18 protein-coding genes are annotated in these 17,711 nt (G+C 46.9%); 8 read left to right on the forward strand and 10 right to left on the reverse strand.

Features of this window, described 5'->3' with window-relative positions; genetic code table 11:
* The first annotated feature begins 63 nt into the window (after window positions 1–63).
* Genes DWW77_RS09845 through DWW77_RS09865 form a run of 5 tightly spaced genes read left to right on the forward strand, consistent with a single transcriptional unit; the run spans window position 64 to window position 3,043 of the window.
* On the forward strand, window positions 64–480 hold the full coding sequence (locus DWW77_RS09845; protein WP_118608614.1) for a stage V sporulation protein AB: 417 nt from the start codon (window positions 64–66) through the stop codon (window positions 478–480).
* Window positions 481–521: 41 nt separating this feature from the next.
* Window positions 522–980, forward strand: a complete 459-nt coding sequence (locus tag DWW77_RS09850) for a SpoVA/SpoVAEb family sporulation membrane protein (RefSeq protein ID WP_182431212.1) — start codon at window positions 522–524, stop codon at window positions 978–980.
* Entirely contained in the window at window positions 977–2,032 is a 1,056-nt protein-coding gene (locus DWW77_RS09855; protein WP_015526906.1) for a stage V sporulation protein AD, read from the forward strand. Before DWW77_RS09850 ends, DWW77_RS09855 begins: the two co-directional genes overlap by 4 nt.
* Before the next feature lie 2 nt (window positions 2,033–2,034).
* A complete protein-coding gene (locus DWW77_RS09860; protein ID WP_059085334.1) occupies window positions 2,035–2,391 on the forward strand; it encodes a SpoVA/SpoVAEb family sporulation membrane protein in 357 nt (118 codons plus the stop codon).
* Window positions 2,392–2,416: 25 nt separating this feature from the next.
* Window positions 2,417–3,043, forward strand: coding sequence for a stage V sporulation protein AA (locus DWW77_RS09865; RefSeq protein WP_118608615.1), 627 nt, complete (start codon window positions 2,417–2,419; stop codon window positions 3,041–3,043).
* A gap of 123 nt (window positions 3,044–3,166) precedes the next feature.
* On the opposite strand, the gene DWW77_RS09870 is transcribed toward DWW77_RS09865, so the two are convergent.
* Both DWW77_RS09870 and DWW77_RS09875 read right to left on the reverse strand, forming a co-directional pair.
* On the reverse strand, window positions 3,167–5,137 hold the full coding sequence (locus tag DWW77_RS09870; protein ID WP_502696227.1) for a sodium-translocating pyrophosphatase: 1,971 nt from the start codon (window positions 5,135–5,137) through the stop codon (window positions 3,167–3,169).
* Between the two features lie 207 nt (window positions 5,138–5,344).
* Window positions 5,345–6,268: a ferredoxin-like domain-containing protein gene (locus tag DWW77_RS09875; protein WP_118608617.1), complete on the reverse strand. Its 924-nt coding sequence runs from the start codon at window positions 6,266–6,268 to the stop codon at window positions 5,345–5,347.
* Between the two features lie 188 nt (window positions 6,269–6,456).
* Between DWW77_RS09875 and DWW77_RS09880 the strand changes: the two genes are divergently transcribed.
* Complete coding sequence (locus tag DWW77_RS09880; RefSeq protein WP_118608618.1) at window positions 6,457–7,374, forward strand: LysR family transcriptional regulator; 918 nt, start codon at window positions 6,457–6,459, stop codon at window positions 7,372–7,374.
* 120 nt (window positions 7,375–7,494) lie between these two features.
* Here DWW77_RS09880 and DWW77_RS09885 read toward each other — a convergent pair whose 3' ends face one another.
* Both DWW77_RS09885 and rfbD read right to left on the reverse strand, forming a co-directional pair.
* Entirely contained in the window at window positions 7,495–8,793 is a 1,299-nt protein-coding gene (locus DWW77_RS09885; protein ID WP_118608619.1) for a dicarboxylate/amino acid:cation symporter, read from the reverse strand.
* Between the two features lies 1 nt (window position 8,794).
* Complete coding sequence (gene rfbD, locus DWW77_RS09890) at window positions 8,795–9,646, reverse strand: dTDP-4-dehydrorhamnose reductase (protein ID WP_015526899.1); 852 nt, start codon at window positions 9,644–9,646, stop codon at window positions 8,795–8,797.
* 332 nt (window positions 9,647–9,978) lie between these two features.
* Here rfbD and DWW77_RS09895 point away from each other — a divergent pair, with 332 nt between their 5' ends.
* Together DWW77_RS09895 and DWW77_RS09900 are read left to right on the forward strand one after the other, a co-directional pair.
* Window positions 9,979–12,507 (forward strand): leucine-rich repeat domain-containing protein, encoded by a 2,529-nt coding sequence (locus DWW77_RS09895; RefSeq protein WP_118608620.1) that lies wholly within the window; start codon window positions 9,979–9,981, stop codon window positions 12,505–12,507.
* 169 nt (window positions 12,508–12,676) lie between these two features.
* Window positions 12,677–13,174 carry a QueT transporter family protein gene (locus DWW77_RS09900; RefSeq protein WP_015526895.1) on the forward strand — a complete coding sequence of 166 codons (498 nt, stop codon included), beginning with the start codon at window positions 12,677–12,679 and terminating at the stop codon, window positions 13,172–13,174.
* Window positions 13,175–13,236: 62 nt separating this feature from the next.
* Here the strand turns inward: DWW77_RS09900 and DWW77_RS09905 are convergent, their stop codons facing one another.
* The 6 genes from DWW77_RS09905 to DWW77_RS09925 all read right to left on the reverse strand — a co-directional run bounded on the left by DWW77_RS09905 (window position 13,237) and on the right by DWW77_RS09925 (window position 17,639).
* Window positions 13,237–13,959, reverse strand: coding sequence for a SigF/SigG family RNA polymerase sporulation sigma factor (locus tag DWW77_RS09905; RefSeq protein ID WP_021650746.1), 723 nt, complete (start codon window positions 13,957–13,959; stop codon window positions 13,237–13,239).
* 2 nt (window positions 13,960–13,961) lie between these two features.
* Complete coding sequence (gene spoIIAB, locus DWW77_RS09910; protein ID WP_015526893.1) at window positions 13,962–14,387, reverse strand: anti-sigma F factor; 426 nt, start codon at window positions 14,385–14,387, stop codon at window positions 13,962–13,964.
* Window positions 14,371–14,730, reverse strand: a complete 360-nt coding sequence (locus tag DWW77_RS09915) for an anti-sigma factor antagonist (protein WP_044961012.1) — start codon at window positions 14,728–14,730, stop codon at window positions 14,371–14,373. The genes spoIIAB and DWW77_RS09915 overlap by 17 nt, the downstream gene beginning before the upstream one ends.
* A gap of 125 nt (window positions 14,731–14,855) precedes the next feature.
* Window positions 14,856–16,181, reverse strand: coding sequence for a hypothetical protein (locus DWW77_RS09920; RefSeq protein ID WP_118368436.1), 1,326 nt, complete (start codon window positions 16,179–16,181; stop codon window positions 14,856–14,858).
* A 10-nt stretch (window positions 16,182–16,191) separates the two neighbouring features.
* Window positions 16,192–16,344, reverse strand: coding sequence for a hypothetical protein (locus DWW77_RS18060; protein WP_015526890.1), 153 nt, complete (start codon window positions 16,342–16,344; stop codon window positions 16,192–16,194).
* Window positions 16,341–17,639 carry a bifunctional folylpolyglutamate synthase/dihydrofolate synthase gene (locus DWW77_RS09925; protein WP_118608621.1) on the reverse strand — a complete coding sequence of 433 codons (1,299 nt, stop codon included), beginning with the start codon at window positions 17,637–17,639 and terminating at the stop codon, window positions 16,341–16,343. The genes DWW77_RS18060 and DWW77_RS09925 overlap by 4 nt, the downstream gene beginning before the upstream one ends.
* Window positions 17,640–17,711 lie beyond the last annotated feature (72 nt).

Raw genomic sequence — 17,711 nt, forward strand, 5'->3', positions numbered from 1 at the left:
TCGCATAAAAAATTTATATTTTCTCATACTATTCCCATACAATCCCACAAGGAGGTTCTGTCCATGCTTCAACAGCTGATTCTGTGCTTTATCGGTTTCTGTGCCGGGATCATCGTTGCAGGAGGTGTCTCCGGACTGCTGATCGGCCTTTCCATTGTTCCCCGCTATGCAGGTATCACGCATACAGCTGACCAGATTTTTCTTTATGAAGATCTGACACTTCTGGGAACAGTTGTCGGAACCGTCGTCACCCTGTTTCCGATCAGAATTCCGCTGGGACCTTTTTTCCTGGCTGTCTGCGGAGTATTTTTCGGAATTTTCCTGGGCGGCTGGATCCTTGCACTGGCAGAGATCGCAAAAGTCTTTCCCGTCTTTGCCAGACGGCTGAAGCTCTCTCAGGGGCTTTCTCCGGTAATAATTTCCATTGCTGCTGGAAAAGCCCTGGGCTCCCTGTTTTATTATGCCATGAGCTGGATGTAATTCTTACTGTCACTCTACCATCTCACGAAAGGATTTTCCATATGCAAAATATCAACGAAAAAAAATATGAACAATACGTCAAGCAGCTTACTCCCAACCACAGTCTGCCGCTGAATATGGCAAAAGCTTTTCTCACAGGCGGACTGATCTGTCTTCTTGGACAGGTTATCTTAAACGCAGCACAGGCTCTCGGTGCAGATGCTTCCGATTCCAGAACCTGGTGTTCTGTCCTTCTCATTCTCTTAAGCGTCCTTCTCACGGGCTTTGGTATTTATCCCAAAATCGGCAAATTCGGCGGTGCAGGAAGTCTTGTTCCCATTACCGGATTCGCCAACTCAGTGGCTGCATCCGCCATTGAGTTCCGGGCAGAAGGACAGGTTTTCGGCATAGGGTGCAAGATCTTTACTATTGCAGGTCCTGTGATCCTCTACGGCATCTTAAGCGCCTGGGGACTGGGTGTGATCTATTATATCCTGAAGATCCTGGAGGTGATATCATGAGCAAAAATCTCAGACTTGGCGCAGCCAGCATTGCATTTTCACAGCCTTTGTATATCGAAAGCGCCGCCTCCATCGTCAGTCAGAAAGAGGCGGACGGTCCTCTTGGAGATCTTTTTGACCTGGTCTGTGAAGATCCCATGTTTGGCTGTGACACCTGGGAATCTGCGGAAAGCACACTGCAGAAAGAAACTGCCACTCAGGCCATAAGCAAAGCCGGACTGAGCTCCGAAGATATCCATCTGATGTTCGCCGGAGATCTTCTCGCTCAGACATCAGCCACCTGTTTCGGCTCCGCTGGACTTGGAATTCCCTTTTACGGTCTTTACGGCGCCTGCTCCACCATAGGGGAAGCACTTTCTCTCGGTTCCCTTGCTCTGACCGCCGGATTCGGCACACGGGTCTTATGTGCCACCTCCAGCCATTTCGCAAGTGCGGAAAAAGAATTTCGTTTTCCTCTGGGATACGGAAACCAGCGGCCGTTTTCTGCCACCTGGACAGTAACCGGAAGCGGTGCCTGTATCCTAAGTACATCTCCTCCCGGAGAAAAAGCTCCTCTGCGCTCCGGCAAAGGCTGTGCTGCTATCACTGGCCTTACTGCCGGCCGTGTGATGGATTACGGTCTCAGGGATTCCATGAACATGGGAGGCTGTATGGCTCCTGCAGCCTGCGATACCATTGCACGAAGCTTTTCGGATTTCGGGCGGACGCCTTCGGATTATGATGCCGTCTTTACCGGGGATCTGGGAATCATCGGGCAGAAAATTCTCCTGGATCTTCTGGAGGAACAAAATATCCGGCTTTCTCCCATTCATAAAGACTGCGGTATCCTGATCTATGACAATCCTTCTCAGGACACCCACGCAGGAGGAAGCGGCTGCGGCTGTTCTGCTGTAGTCCTTGCCTCCTACATCCTTCCGAAGATTGTATCCGGAGAATGGAAGCGGATCCTTTTTGTACCAACAGGAGCGCTTCTTTCCAAAGTAAGCTTTAATGAAGGTGACAGTATTCCGGGTATTGCCCACGGAGTTGTCATCGAGCATATGGAGGTATGAGCATGGATTACTTTAACGCATTCTGGTTCGGCGGCCTTGTCTGTGCCCTGATCCAGATCCTTCTGGACAAGACAAAGCTGATGCCCGGCCGTGTGATGGTACTTCTGGTATGCAGCGGCGCCCTGTTAAGTGCCGTTGGCGTCTACCGGCCGCTGGTGGATTTTGCAGGTGCCGGGGCCTCCGTCCCGCTGATCGGTTTCGGACATGTATTATGGGAGGGTATGAAAAAAGCCATTGAAGAAGACGGCATCCTTGGGCTTTTTACAGGAGGCTTCACTGCCTGTGCTGCCGGAGTTTCCTCCGCCCTGATCTTCTCTTATCTGGCCAGTCTCTTCTTCCGTCCAAAAATGAAAAAATAATATTCCGGGAAAGGAGTTTTTTCTCATGAGTGATACTCTTTATCTGCAGCTGGATCAGAACATTGAAGTCACCAACCCACATGTATATCTTCAGGATATCGCTGCACTTTCCATGAGTGACCCCAAAATCCTCAATCGTCTGCGGGTCATGCCTGTGATCATTCTGGATGCGAAAAAGCCCGGACGCTATGTGATGTCTGTCTCGGATCTTCTGAAAAAGATCCAGAAGCTGGAACCCTCCATTGATATTTCTCCCATCGGGGAAACGGATTTTATCATCACCTACCGCATCAGCTCTGCCACAGGGAAAATTTTCCGGTATGTAAAAATCCTTTTTGTATGCCTGGTTTCCTTTTTCGGCGCCGCTTTTTCCATTATGACCTTTAATAATGACGTAGATATGGGCAGCCTTTTTAGCCAGTTTTACACTCTTGTTACGGGAAAAAGTTCCTCCGGCTTTACCATCCTGGAGATTTCCTACTCCATCGGGATCGGCCTCGGCGTACTGATCTTCTTTAATCATTTCGGGCAGCTGAAGCTAAGCGATGATCCCACACCTATGCAGGTGCAGATGCGGACCTATGAGGATGATGTAAACCGGACACTGATCGAACAGGCTGCACGAACAGAAAATCCAGAAACTGAATCATAACCAGAGCCCACTCTCATATCCGTACAATTCCGCCGCCTGTCGCACCAAAAAAGCTCCCTGCAGATTTCTCTGCAAAGAGCTTTTTTTATATAATATGGGTTTACTTTTTTTCTGAAATGATATTTACAGAAGTCCTCCGATGGATAAGAACAGAGGAGCAAATACCAGTGATACAATAGTCATAAGCTTGATCAGGATGTTAATGGAAGGCCCTGATGTATCTTTGAACGGATCGCCGACTGTATCGCCGACAACGGCTGCTTTGTGCGCCTCGCTGCCTTTTCCGCCATGATGACCTGTCTCGATGTATTTTTTGGCATTATCCCATGCACCACCTGCGTTGGACATGAAGATCGCCATCAGTACACCTGTTACAAGAGCACCGGAAAGAAGTCCTCCAAGAGCCTCAACGCCAAGAACAACACCTACGATAACCGGAACAACGACCGCCATGATTCCAGGAAGCATCATCTCGTGAAGAGCTGCTGTTGTGGAGATCGCAACGCATGATTTGTAATCCGGTTTCTCGGTACCCTTCATGATACCCGGTTTCTCACGGAACTGGCGTCTTACTTCCTCGATCATCTTGTAAGCAGCCTTGGAAACGGATTCCATTGTGAAGGCCGAGAAGAGGAATGTAAGCATACCACCGATAAAGATACCGATCGTAACACGAGGAGCAAGGATATTGATCGCATCCAGATTTACTGCATTCGCATAAGATACAAACAGAGCAAGCGCTGTAAGAGCTGCGGAACCGATCGCAAAGCCTTTACCCATAGCTGCTGTTGTGTTACCTACAGAATCAAGCTTATCTGTGATCTCACGAACTGACTCATCCAGACCTGACATCTCTGCAATACCACCGGCATTGTCAGCGATGGGTCCATACGCGTCAACGGCAACTGTGATTCCTGTTGTGGAAAGCATACCAACTGCTGCAAGAGCGATTCCGTATAATCCATCCACACCGTATGCTACAAAAATACCAACACAGATCAGCAGGATCGGGAATGCTGTAGATTTCATACCTACTGCGATACCACTGATGATAGTTGTAGCTGCACCTGTCTCAGACTGCTCGCCGATTCCCTGAACCGGTTTATAATCTGCAGATGTGTAATACTCTGTAATGTTTCCGATGATGACACCGACAACAAGACCTGCGATCACAGCGATGGCTACCTTCATGTCTCCGAAGAGAGTCTTGCTGAGGATCAGGGACACGATGATAACAAGTGCTGCAGATACATAGCTTCCTCTTGTGAGGGCTTTCTGCGGATTGGAATTATCATCACCTTTTACAAAGAATGTTGCAATGATGGATGCGATCAGTCCACAGCCTGCAATAGCCAGCGGATAGAGAACACCGGAAACTGCTCCGGCTACCGCACCAAGTGTAAGGGCAGATACCAGAGATCCTACATAGGACTCAAAAAGGTCTGCACCCATACCGGCAACATCACCTACGTTATCACCTACGTTATCCGCGATAACAGCCGGGTTACGAGGGTCATCCTCCGGGATTCCTGCCTCAACCTTACCTACAAGGTCAGCTCCTACGTCAGCTGCCTTTGTATAGATTCCACCACCAACACGTGCAAACAGTGCGATGGAAGAAGCACCAAGGCTGAATCCGGAAAGTACGTCAACGTTCTTTGTGATGATATACACAACGCTGACACCCAGTGCACCAAGACCTGCAACACACATACCCATAACAGCACCGCCGGAGAATGCAATGGAAAGAGCCTTGTTCATTCCTCCCTCTTTTGCTGCATTTGCTGTTCTTACATTAGCCTTTGTTGCAACGGTCATACCGCAGTATCCTGCGATTGTTGAAAACAGAGCACCTACTACGAAGCAGATTGCTGTTACCCAGCTTCCAACTCCGATTCCGATCAGTACAAAAAGTACGGCTACAAAAATAACCAGGATCTTGTACTCTGCTGTTAAGAAGGCGCGGGCACCTTCTGCGATCGCACCTGCGATCTCCTTCATTCTGTCTGTTCCTGCATCCTGCTTGCTGACCTTCGCTGCAAGGTATGCTGCGAACAGAAGTGCCAGTACTGCTGCCACCGGCACCAAATACATGTAGTTTTCCACTCTTTTTACCTCCGTTCATGTATTGTTAATACTTTATCACATTATTTTGCATATTTCAAATAGAATTTTCACTTAGTTTTTTGTTAATATTGTGATATAATAAAAATTTATATAAATGAAATAAAAATTTTTTATATTATTGCTCGCATTTTTTCAGTTTCAGACAGCTTATATAATAGGAAGTTTTTTATATCTCTATTTGGACAAAATTTCCATTTTTCTTTCCAGAAGATTTTTTTCCAATAATTGTTTTTCTGCATTTTCGAATCCAATTCGTTCTATAGTCTCGGCAAAACGTTCTCCCTTTAATCCCCGGTCCTTAAAAAGCAGGATTGCCTTCTCAATAACATCAAGTGCCTCTTCCTCTGACGTAAAGATCCGGTTCAGGGCCTTTCCATGAGAAATTTTCTTTCCCCAGCGTCCACCGATATAGATCTTGAATCCGTAGGTACCGTCCGGGATGGAGTGGAACGGGCATTTTCCCACACATCTTCCGCAGTGTCTGCAAAGCTCCTCATCGATGTGCAGCTTCCCGTCAACGACCTTCGCAACTTTATTCGGACATGCAGCTTCGATGGCACATTTTTTACAGCCCTTGCAGGCCTCGCTGTCAAAGTGTGGAATTCTCTGTCCGATGATTCCCACATCGTTCAGATTTGGTTTCACACAGTTATTCGGGCATCCGCCTACTGCGATCTTAAATTTATGCGGCAGTGCAACCTGACGGTAGCCTTTATAGAATCTCCGGAAAATCTCTTCTGAAATTGCATAGGAATCCAGAAGTCCATACTGACAGGTGGTTCCCTTGCAGGATACTACCGGTCGGACCTTTGCTCCTGTTCCTCCTGTCTCAAGACCTTCCTTCGCAATAAATTCCTGAAACTCTTCGATCTTTTCATAGGGGATTCCCTGGATCTCCACGGAGAGCCTGGTCGTGTAGGTAAGATTTCCGTTGCCGAATTTCTCTGCTGCTTCCGCCATACATCTGTGCTGTGCCGCTGTCACCTTTCCGTTTACAGTGATCACCCGTGCAGAAAATTCATCGGTTCCCCGGTTATTTAAAAAACCCTGCCCCTTCAGTCTTTTCTCTTCCTCTTTGCTTACAGTTAATGCTGACATATTTCCTCCTGGTCTCACCGGTATTCCGATACTTTCCCATGGTATCGTTGCCCTGTATTTTGCAATGTTGAAATCGTTTTCACGTACTTCCTACTATACCACTTGAAGATGTATTTGAGAAATGATATTATTTTATAAAAATGATAGGTTTTACCTATATACCAATTTACAATAAAAGGAGATTCCATATGACCATCCGCCATCTCACTGTTTTTGCGGCCGTTGCGGAACAGGGCTCCATGAGTGCTGCTGCCAAACATCTTTATCTTTCCCAGCCAACAGTCAGTCAGGCCATCCGTGAGCTGGAAGCTCATTATAACGGCCTTCTCTTTGAACGTCTTGGAAAAAAGCTTTATCTCACAGAACGGGGAAAGCTTCTTCTTCCCCATGCCCGTGAAATGATCCGCCAGTTTCAGCAGCTGGAAGAGCTGATGCAGAACCAGGGACAGTCTTCCACCCTGAAGCTTGGCTCCACCCTCACTGTGGGAACCTGCCTGACCCCATCCATTATCCTGGATCTGCAGAAAAAAATCCCGGACCTTGACGTTTACTCCTTTGTCACCAACACGCAAAATATCGAACAGAAGCTTCTGCGTTCTGAACTGGACGCTGCTGTGGTAGAAGGTGAGATCCACTCTCCGGATCTTATCGTTCTTCCCATCATCGACGACTGCCTGGTCCTTGCCGCCGGAAAAAAACATCCCTTTTACCGCAGAGGCCGCATCCATGTCCAGGAACTGAATGACCAGAAATTTGCGGTCCGTGAATATGGCAGCGGTACCAGGCAGCTTTTTGAGGATTATACCCTTCGCCATGGCCTTAAGATCCGGACTGCCTGGGAAGCCAACAGTCCCCAGGCTCTGATGAACGCAGTGCTGTATAACCAGATGCTCTCTGTTATGTCCATCCGTCTTATGCATCATGAGATCCGTCACCGTTCAGTCCGGGTCTTCTGCAACGAAGCAGGGGAATGGAACCGGAAATTCAAGCTGGTCTATCACAAGAATAAGTTTCTTACCCCTGCTATCTTTGAGCTGGAAAAGATCCTTCACACCTATCAGCAGCTGGAACTACCCTCTGTCATGGGTGTTCTGGAGCAGGAATAAGCAGGGGACTCACCTGATTTCGTTAAAAAACGGCCGCACATATCGTTCTTACGATATGTACAGCCGTTTTTCGTTTTTTATCTCACCCGAAAGGGTCGGATCTTTTTCTGAACCGGATATTTAGTTTGATTCGTTGAACACTTTTCTATCCAGTGCATTGTTCTGGTGTGCAACGATGGTTGTGCAGACTGCATCACCGGTAATGTTAACTGCTGTTCTGGTCATATCCAGGATACGGTCAATACCCATGATCAGACCAATGGCCTCAACCGGAAGACCTACAGAGTTAAATACCATGGTCAGGGTAACAAGACCAACACTTGGTACACCGGCAGTTCCTACGGAAGCAAGGGTTGCAGTTCCGATAACTGTCACATAATCCATCGGACTTAAGTGGATACCAAAAGCCTGTGCCGCAAATACTACGGCAACACCCTGCATGATAGAGGTACCGTCCATGTTGATAGTAGCTCCAAGAGGAATGGTAAATGAAGAGATCTTCTTGGAAACACCCACTTTCTTGGACAGGGTATCAATGGACATCGGGATCGTGGCATTGGATGTAGCTGTTGAGAATGCAAATGCCATAACCGGGAAAAATTTCTTGATGAATTTTATCGGATTCAGTCCTGTGAAGATCTTCAGCAGGATCTGGTATACGCCGAAGCACTGGATTGCCAGTGCAAGGAGAACACCGATCATATATTTTGCCAGCGGGATAAATGCGCTGAAACCGATGTTTGCAAAGGTTCTGCTGATAAGGCAGAATACACCGATCGGTGCAAGTGCCATGATCATCATGGTCATCTCCATCATGATGTCATTGAACTGGCTGAAAAAGTTCGCTACTGTCTCTGCGCGCTCTCCCATTTTCGCAAGGATCACACCCACGATCAGGGCAAATACGATAACCTGAAGCATGGTTCCGCTTGCCAGGGAATTGATCGGATTGTCCGGAATGATATTCAGGATGGTATCCGTAAGAGAGGTCGCCTCCATAGTCTCCACAGAGGAAGCAGAGGACTGAATAGAGCTCATATCAAGTCCCACACCCGGATTGATCAGATTACCTACCGTCAGCGCAACCGAAACAGCCAGAGCTGTAGTCGCCAGATAAAATACCAGTGTTCTCACACCTACGGTTCCAAGCTTCTTGGTATCACCGATGGACATACTTCCGCAGACAAGGGAACAGAATACCAACGGTACAACCAGCATTTTCATCAGACGGATAAATCCCTGTCCGATCACATAAAGGATTCCCTCCACGATCACATCTTTCTTGAAGCTGCTGTCAGGAACCAGGTAACAGAGAATGATTCCCAGTATCGCACCTGCGATCAGCGCCACAAAGATCTTCGTGGTAAGGCCTATTTTCTTTTTCTGCTGTGTTTTCTCTTTTATATTTTTCTCTTTCATTCTAGTCCTCCGCTCTTTCATCCATATATTCTTTCAGCGATGCTTTCCAGTCCGGCATGTCATACACTTCAATAATACGGAGGATAAAATTATCAAGGACGGCATATGGCGGTCTGACAGAAGAAAGATCTGACTGCTCTGTCGGCACGGATCTCAGTTCGATTTCCTTTCCTGCAAGGCGAAGGATCTCGGTTGCAAACTCATAACGGTTGCATACACCGCTGCAGGTTACGTGATAAGTTCCATATTCGTTGGTATCGATAAGATACAGGATCATTCTTGCCAGATCCTTGGCGCTGGTCGGTGATCCGAACTGATCCGAAGCAACGGAAAGCGCCTGGCCTTTTTCTGCTGTCTCCAGCACACGGTTTACAAAATTGTTTCCGCCTTTTCCGTATACCCAGTTGCTTCGGATAATGAAATGTTTGTGTGTAAACTCTTTTACATAGTTTTCTCCGGCTCTCTTGGAACGGCCGTAAACAGTCAGCGGATTGGTATCGTCAAACTCTGTATACGGTTTTTTGCTCTTTCCGTCGAAAACATCATCTGTGGAAAGCTGGACGATCTTTGCCCCGCATTTTCTTGCCACGATGCTTAAGTTTCTTGCTCCCAGTGCGTTGACACGGTATGCATGTTCCGGATTCTTCTCACACTCATCGGTATCTGTGATACCGGTGCAGTTGATGATCACATCCGGACGGTTAATGGAACCGAAGTTGATCACTTCATCTGTGTCTGTGATATCCAGCTCATCAAGATCTGTGTTCAGAGTCTCGATCTGCATTGGATCCAGAACATCATTCAGTGCCCGTCCGATCTGTCCGTTGGCACCTGCGATCCATACTTTTAACATCTTTCTACCTCCCTGGTGTAATGTGTGTGATACATAAAATAAAGAGACATCGATTTAGATCAAAACCAATGCCCCTTTAACCTATATACTGAAATATATTTTATCAATATCACAAAAAGCTGTCAAGAAAAAAGCCCCTGTTTCCATAAGGTTCCTGCTGCTGATGTTACTGCCCACCGGCAGTATTTCCTCAAGATGTTTTTGTGAACAGAATTTACAGAAATCCTGAGGATCGGGAGTTCCATAACTCCCGATTTTGTATTGTAAATTCTGTCCCATGAATTATAATCTAAACAGGAGATCATCTAAAAACACATACAAAGGAGAAACTTATGAAAAAGCTAAAAGAATTAACATCTCTGCTATTTCTGTTCTGCTGTCTTTGCTTCTGTCTGATCCTGTTTCCACAGACAGCCCGGGCAGGCTCTCTTACGCCAACCGCACAGGACAATCTCAATGTCAGGTTACGCCGTACCTCTGATCTTATTCCTGTTTCCGGCGGATACATGAGGGTCTTCCACCAGAAAAATTCTGTCGGCGTTGAATATTACGATAATGATCTGAAGATCAGAAGCAAGCGCAAGATCAACATGGAGCTTCCACTGTGGGGTGGCTTTTATGCCGGATCTGACGGATATTATCTGGTAGAAGGCCAGACAAACAACAAAGAAAACGATTCCGCTGAGGTCATCCGCGTTATCCGCTACGATACAAACTGGAACCGGAACGGTGCGGCAGCAATTACCAGTAACCCGGAGCTTTTTGGCGGTGAGGTCCGCACGCCCTTTGACTATGGCTGTGTGGAAATGACAGAAAGCAACGGCAAACTCTATGTTGTTACCGGTCACGAAGGATATGTGGATCCCTCTGTCGGTCAGGGACATCAGGGCTTCCTTATGGTCGAGATCGACCAGGCAACCATGAAAGGAAAGATCGTTTCCTGCGATCTGTGGCATTCCTTTGCACAGTATATCAAATCACAAGGTTCTTATCTCTACGTACTGGAGCAGAGTGAGGGTTCACGATGTACAATTCTTTCCAGATACGACAGCACTACACTTGCCTGCACCACCATAGAGCTTTTGCCATACGGAGGCTCACATACTTCTGTGTGGGCACTGGCCTGCTACGCAAGCGTTGACGGCATGGCTGTTTCCTCTGACAGTGTATTATGCGTTGGCACTTCCATCGATCAGTCCAAATATGATAAGGTATCTGAAAACACGCCTCATAACCTTTATCTGTCCGTCACACCAATGTCTGACTTTTCCGAAAAAGCAACCACTACCAGGAAGCTTACCAACTTTACAGGCGGAGGAAAAAGCTTTGCGGGCGTAAAGATCACCAAAATAAATGACAACCGTTTTATGATTTCCTGGGAAGAATACGTCTCCGACGATAACAAGAAAAACTCTTCCGCTAACGATCCGCTCTCTTCCAGCACCCTTCATTATCTTTTTGTGGACGGAAAGGGAAAGAGTCTCAGCAAAGAGTTTACAACAGCTGCTCCGATTTCTGACTGTCAGCCTGTGGTAAAGGATTCCAGGGTCGTTTATTATGCTTCAAACTCCAACACCTTGAACTTTTATTCCATTAATTCCGACAACGGAAAAGCTGACAAAAAAACTTACCATATCGCAGGTGACAACGCAACCTGGAATTTCAAAAACGGTATCCTTACGATCTCCGGCTACGGACCACTTTCTATTTCCACAGAGGAAAACCACCGATACCCGGTCTCTTCAACAAAAGGCTGGTTTATCTTCTCCAACGATTCCTCCTGGAAAGCTATCAAAAACCAGATCAGAAAGGTAATAATAAAGCCTGGGATCACAAGTATTTCCGAAAGGGCCTTTGTTTGTCTTCCTGAGCTGAAAGAAGTGGACATCCAGAAAGGGGTCACAAAGATCGGAAAAGAAGCTTTCGCCTACTGTGACAAGCTATCCAGGATCAACATACCTGATACTGTTAAAAGCATTGGAACGGATGCTGTGTGGGGCGGCTACGGGTATGTCAACTCTCATGCATATTTTTGCAAGATCCATGCTCCGTACGGCTCTTACGCAGTTACATATGCCAAGAAAAACAATATCAGCTATGCATGCAATATTTCCGATGCAGCTGTAACAGGGATCAAAAAAACATATACCTATACAGGCTCTGACATAAAGCCCGTTCCAACCGTAACTCTTGGAAAAGCAAAGCTTTCTGGCATCAATGATTATCATGTGACATACCAGAACAATAAAAAAGCAGGAACTGCTACCCTGAAGATCATCGGTGATTACCATTTCTACGGAACCATCACCTTAAATTTCCAGATCACTCCTGCAGCCACACCAAAGCCACAGACTGCAAAAACATTCCGGGATGCTTATAATGTCTACACAGTCAATACCACCGGGACTTCCGTAGCACTGAAGGGACCACGTTCACGCAATACTGTCACTGCAAAGATTCCGGCCACTGTCAAAGCTAACGGAAAAACCTACAAAGTCACAGCCATTGCAGCCAATGCCTTCAAAAACTGTAAAAACCTGAAACAGGTAACGATTTCAGGAAATATCACAAGCATAGGTGCCGGAGCCTTCCAGGGATGCACAAGTCTTCGTACTGTAAAAATCGGTTCCCGAGTTTCTGCGATCGGCACAAAAGCTTTCTGTGACTGTAAGGCCCTTACCTCTGTCACCATACAGACAGGACGTCTTACTTCCAAAAGCTCAGGTAAATATATCTTCACAAGAGCAGGTCAGAATAATTACAAAAAACTGACTGTAAAGGTTCCGGCAAGCAGACTTTCCTCTTACAAAAAGCTGTTTCAGAGCCAGGGTCTGTCCACACAGGCCAGGGTTATCAAATAGTCAGGATCGTACCTTGCATTTCCACGCCCCTTATGCTATACTCAGTTTCGCTGCAAAAGCCCGCAAAAACCAAGGTCGTACAGGGCTTACAAGGCGGTCACCGCCTATAAATGTGCCGAGTGTTCGTGACCTTCCACTCGTAAAACAAAACTAAAGGAGAATAAAAAACATGAAAAACAAAGGTACTCATTTTCTGGTACAGGGAGCTGCCATTGCAGCTGTATATGTTGTCCTGACACTGGTATTCGCGCCACTTAGCTTCGGTGAAGTTCAGATCCGGTTTTCCGAGGCGCTGACCGTGCTTCCGTTCTTCACACCGGCTGCCATCCCGGGACTGTTCGTGGGATGTATCATCGCCAATCTTCTTGGCGGTGCGATTCCGGTTGACATCATTTTCGGAAGCATTGCCACACTTATCGGTGCATTCTTTACCTACAAGCTTCGCAATACAGGCAAATGGACAGCCCCAATCCCGCCGATCGTTTCCAACATTGTGATCGTTCCTCTTGTGCTTCGTTACGGATATGGCATTAACCTTCCTATCCCGTTTATGATGCTCACAGTAGGAGCCGGCGAATTTATCTCAGCCGGTGTGATCGGTATGATCCTTCTTGGAGCACTTTCCAAATACAAAAATGTACTTTTTCATAAAAAAGCAGCAGTCTGACTAAATCTGCTACCCACAAAAAGGAGCCATGAGAAAACAGCAGCATTTCTCATGGCTCTCTTTTATTTTTTCTCTGCGGATTCCTGCAGACTGCGCAGGATCCTCTTTTCCATTCTGGATACCTGTACCTGGGATACGCCAAGCTCATGGGCGATCTCCATCTGGGTCATGTTCTGAAAATACCGCATATAGATCAGCCTCCGCTCCTTTGCCTCCAGAGTTCCCAGTATCTCTTCCAGAAAAATCCTGTCCAGTACTTTTTCCTGCCGGTTTTCTTTTTCCGGAAGCTTGTCCATCAGAGAAATCTCCGTTCCCTCACCCTGATAGATCGTTTTGTGAAGAGATTCCACCTCTGCACCGGATTCCATGGTCATTACCAGTTCTTCTATGGAAATTCCCATTTCCTCTGCCATTTCTCCCGTCGTAGGTTCCCGCTCCAGCCGGCGTGTCAGTGCTTCTCTCACCTGATAGATCCTGTAATGGTTTTCCTTCAGAGAACGGCTTACCTTCAGTATCCCGTCGTCCCTGAGATAACGTTTGATCTCTCCGATGATCATGGGAACGGCATAGGTGGAAAATTTCACATCATAGGACATGTCAAACTTATCCACAGCTTTCAGAAGTCCGATGCTGCCGATCTGGAACAGATCCTCCATCTCCACCCCTCGTCCCAGAAAACGCTTTGCCACACTGTATATCAGTCCTGTATTTTCCTCAAACAAAAGATCTCTTGCCGCTTTATCCCCCTGGTGTGCACGCCCGATGAGGACAAGAGTACGATCCATAGTTACCTCCTGATGATCTTTTTCATGTGCACTGTAGTTCCACGGCCAACCTCCGATTCCACCTGAAGCTCATCCATAAACGCCTCCATGAATGTAAACCCCATACCGGAGCGGTCTTTATCAGCCTTTGTGGTAAACAGAGGCTCCATGGCTTTTTTGATATCCGGGATCCCGGCTCCGTGATCTGTCACATCTACCTGAAGCTCCTGCCCCCGGAGACGACATTCTACCCGAATCTTATGTATCTCCCCTTCATACCCGTGTATGATGCAGTTGGTCACTGCCTCCGATACTGCGGTCTTCAGATCCGAAATTTCCTCCAGCGTAGGATTCAGCTGTGTGCAGAATGAAGCCACAGCAACTCTTGCCAGTGCTTCATTTACCGGTCTGCTGTCAAAAATGATCGTCATTTCATTTGTGTTTTCCATCATAAACACCCTCCTGTTCACCTGCCGATTTTTTAATTCCACAGATTTCAATATATTTTCCCACTCCGGATAGCCGTAAAAGCTTTGCAATATGACTGTTCACATTGACAACCTGCACACATTTCCCCCTCATGCCAAGTGCCCGGTACCTACCCATCAGCAGACCGATCCCGGAACTGTCCATAAAAACGGTCTCTGAGAAATCAAAAATCATATTTTTTATATAGTTATGTCCAATAATTCGGTCTGAATCTCTCCGAATCTCATCAGAAGCCGGATGATCCAGTTCCGCCGGAAGATGTACAGTCAGCACGGTTCCGGATTTTTCAAAACCTGATGTCATTCTATCATTCCCCCATTTTTGATTTTTTATTCCATTTCTCATGACCAAAGGGTAAAAAAAGAGGAATGCGCCAACGCACATTCCCCTTATCCGAGGTTTCTCCTCTGTATGAGTTATGATCTTTTTTATTCTGTATAACCTCCATCGTAAGAGGAATCCTCATATCCTCCGTCACTGTAGCTGCTGTCTTCTCCGGAATCTCCGTCAGGGCTCTGTGCATCTTCTCCCGCCGAAGCTGCGGCATCCGCTCCAGCTTCAGCTGTTCCATCTGTGCTGCTGTCAGCACTGGACGTTCCGTCAGAAGCTCCGCTCTCGATCCCGCTTACACCGGTCTTTCCGCTGATAGTACTGTAAATCCCCTTTGCAGAATCTGACAGTGTATCCACATATACCTTCTGTAGTTCCAGCGCCGCTGTATCCAGATCCTCCTGCTGCATGGCAGTATATGCATTAAACAAAGCCTCATAGCTCTGACTGCGTTTCTGCTCTTCCTCTGCCTGCTTGGCAACTGCATCTGCCGTATCACTGGACTGGGCAGCTTCTCCCTGAGCTTTGGTAAGCTCCACGCTCTGGCTGGAAAGAGAATCACTGTACTGTATGATCTGCTGATTGGCCTGCCTGTAAATATCCTGTTTCACAGCTGGCAGTACAAGGAGCCAGAATGCTGCCGCACCTGCCGCAAATCCAAGTACCGTGGTAAAGAAAAGTGATATCTTTGATCTTTCTTTATAAGACGACGGCCTTACAACGATTTCTCCTGAAATATTATCATTCTCATTTTTTTCATTTCCAAACAAGCCCTTACGCCGTTTTTCCATCTTTGTGGTAACACCCGTCTGCTCGTCAACTTCACGCAGGAAACGAAGTGTGGTGGTATTGGTCTTGTCGATCCTGGCTGCTTTTTTCAGTGTTCTTCTCGCCTTATTCCACTCCTGATTCTTCATCTGGATCAGAGCAAGAAGATGATACCCCTTGATCAGCTTGGGATTCTGGGACAGGATCTTTTTCAGGCGGATGGCCGCCATATCCTCATGGCCTTCCCTACACATGGCAAGGGCATTGTTATATTTCTTGATGCTTTCGTTGATTGTTTCCAGTTTGTTCTGGTTTGCCTGAAGCCTGGCAATATATTCTGAAGCCAGATTTCGGTTCTTCTGGATATTCTTGCTGATGACCCACTCACTCAGTGCGGCAACCACCTCACCGGTCTCAAAATATACAAGACCAAGAAGATTTCTTGCACGGATATTCCGTTTGTCATAGGCAAGACTTTGCTTCAGACAGCTGATCGCCCCGGACAGATCCCGGATGCTGGCTTTTTCCAGCCCCTGATTATAATAAAGCTTGGAAAGATAATCCACCTTCTTCTGGATCAGTACATTGGCTCCACAGTGCGGACAATAATCCAGATCTGTATCCGTCAGGAACGCTCCACAGTTTATGCAGTTCATCCACTTCTCCTTATCTTACACGTCTGTTGCTCTTGACCTCACGCAGCATCTCCTGGAGTACATCCATGATATCTGTGATCTCCCGGTCATAAATGACACCTTCTACATCTGCCACATCCAGACATGGTTCAAATTTCTTCAGTTCCTCTTCGTAATCGATCATAATTTTTTCCTCCTGATCACAGCCTTGATCTCACCGACCAGATAAAGGGATCCTACACAGAACAGCATTCCATCCTCACCTTTTTCCTTTACTGCCCGTTCAAAAGCTGCTGGAACATCCTCTATTGCTTCCACTTCCGGCACTCCGTCTTCACGGAAGATCTCCGCAAGCTCTTCTACCGGAACTTTGCGGTATCCGCCTACCTGTGTGACGATCACATGTCGAAAACGGATCCTGCTACAGATCGTGCGGATCATATCCGTATAGTCCTTGTCATCCACTGCGGAAAACAGCAGAGTCAGAGGAAATTCCTTCTGGAAATGTTCTGCTGTCTCTACAAACTTCTCAACACCGTCTTCGTTATGTGCGCCATCCACGATCACACCCGGAAGAACCGTTTCCATCCTTCCCTGCCAGCGTGTTTTTGCCATACCAGCCTTCAGAGCCTCCAGAGATGCCGGAATCTGATCTTCCAGTACCTGAATGGTTTTCACCGCAAGCGCTGCATTCATAACCTGATAACGGGCGATAAACGGTATATCAAATACGGTATCGCCATATGTCTCGTCCTTAAGAGAAAATCGGATTCCGTCCTTTGTGATCTTATGGATCTCTGTGTCTTCCCGTTTCAGCTCATAATATGGACATCCCAGCTTCTCTGCATGCTCACGCATCACTCCGGCCGCATCCGGATCATTTCCATCGTAGATCACCGGAACACCCGGCACCATGATCCCTGCCTTCTCTCCTGCGATCTCGGAAACTGTATTTCCAAGATACTGCATATGATCGAGGCTGATGGATGTGATCACACAGGCTGCCGGATCCTCCACAGCAGTGGTTGCATCCAGACGTCCGCCAAGACCGGTCTCCAGTGTTACATAATCCACGCCGGCTTCTGCAAAGATCACCATTCCCATCAGAAGGAGTGTCTCAAAATAGGTGGGATGATAGCTTCCCTCCGCAACCAGCTCATCGGAAAGCTTTTTAACTTTTTCAAAAGCACGAAGGAAAGTATCGTCATCGATCATTTCCTCGTTGATCTGAAAACGCTCGTTGATCTCCACCAGATGAGGAGATGTAAAAAGTCCGCAGGAATATCCTGCTTCCCGAAGGACCGATGTGATAAAAGCACAGGTACTTCCCTTTCCGTTGGTTCCTGCCACATGGATCACACGGAATTTCCTCTGCGGATCTCCAAGTCTTCTTAAGCATTCTCTGGTATGGTCCAGGCTGTTCTTAGTAGTAAATCTCGGTATATCTTCAATATACGCAACTGCTTCTTCGTAATTCATAAAAAAAACCATCACTTATCTATAATGTATTCGTAAAGAACTTTTGGGGAGAAAAGCTTCTCCCCTCCTGTT

The sequence above is a fragment of the Ruminococcus sp. AF17-12 genome (genome assembly GCF_003479245.1).
In the GTDB taxonomy this organism is placed as follows: Bacteria; Bacillota; Clostridia; order Lachnospirales; family Lachnospiraceae; genus Blautia_A; species Blautia_A fusiformis.

What these genes read in the sequence shown, in the direction of transcription:
- DWW77_RS09855 (WP_015526906.1), top strand. Translation starts at nt 977, where the DNA reads ATGAGCAAAAATCTCAGACTTGGCGCAGCCAGCATTGCATTTTCACAG.
- DWW77_RS09860 (WP_059085334.1), top strand. Translation starts at nt 2,035, where the DNA reads ATGGATTACTTTAACGCATTCTGGTTCGGCGGCCTTGTCTGTGCCCTG.
- DWW77_RS09885 (WP_118608619.1), bottom strand. Translation starts at nt 8,793, where the DNA reads ATGAAAGAGAAAAATATAAAAGAGAAAACACAGCAGAAAAAGAAAATA.
- DWW77_RS09900 (WP_015526895.1), top strand. Translation starts at nt 12,677, where the DNA reads ATGAAAAACAAAGGTACTCATTTTCTGGTACAGGGAGCTGCCATTGCA.
- DWW77_RS09915 (WP_044961012.1), bottom strand. Translation starts at nt 14,730, where the DNA reads ATGACATCAGGTTTTGAAAAATCCGGAACCGTGCTGACTGTACATCTT.
- DWW77_RS09850 (WP_182431212.1), top strand. Translation starts at nt 522, where the DNA reads ATGCAAAATATCAACGAAAAAAAATATGAACAATACGTCAAGCAGCTT.
- DWW77_RS09905 (WP_021650746.1), bottom strand. Translation starts at nt 13,959, where the DNA reads ATGGATCGTACTCTTGTCCTCATCGGGCGTGCACACCAGGGGGATAAA.
- DWW77_RS09865 (WP_118608615.1), top strand. Translation starts at nt 2,417, where the DNA reads ATGAGTGATACTCTTTATCTGCAGCTGGATCAGAACATTGAAGTCACC.
- rfbD (WP_015526899.1), bottom strand. Translation starts at nt 9,646, where the DNA reads ATGTTAAAAGTATGGATCGCAGGTGCCAACGGACAGATCGGACGGGCA.
- DWW77_RS09895 (WP_118608620.1), top strand. Translation starts at nt 9,979, where the DNA reads ATGAAAAAGCTAAAAGAATTAACATCTCTGCTATTTCTGTTCTGCTGT.
- DWW77_RS09925 (WP_118608621.1), bottom strand. Translation starts at nt 17,639, where the DNA reads ATGAATTACGAAGAAGCAGTTGCGTATATTGAAGATATACCGAGATTT.
- DWW77_RS09880 (WP_118608618.1), top strand. Translation starts at nt 6,457, where the DNA reads ATGACCATCCGCCATCTCACTGTTTTTGCGGCCGTTGCGGAACAGGGC.
- spoIIAB (WP_015526893.1), bottom strand. Translation starts at nt 14,387, where the DNA reads ATGGAAAACACAAATGAAATGACGATCATTTTTGACAGCAGACCGGTA.
- DWW77_RS09870 (WP_502696227.1), bottom strand. Translation starts at nt 5,137, where the DNA reads ATGTATTTGGTGCCGGTGGCAGCAGTACTGGCACTTCTGTTCGCAGCA.
- DWW77_RS18060 (WP_015526890.1), bottom strand. Translation starts at nt 16,344, where the DNA reads ATGATCGATTACGAAGAGGAACTGAAGAAATTTGAACCATGTCTGGAT.
- DWW77_RS09920 (WP_118368436.1), bottom strand. Translation starts at nt 16,181, where the DNA reads ATGAACTGCATAAACTGTGGAGCGTTCCTGACGGATACAGATCTGGAT.
- DWW77_RS09875 (WP_118608617.1), bottom strand. Translation starts at nt 6,268, where the DNA reads ATGTCAGCATTAACTGTAAGCAAAGAGGAAGAGAAAAGACTGAAGGGG.
- DWW77_RS09845 (WP_118608614.1), top strand. Translation starts at nt 64, where the DNA reads ATGCTTCAACAGCTGATTCTGTGCTTTATCGGTTTCTGTGCCGGGATC.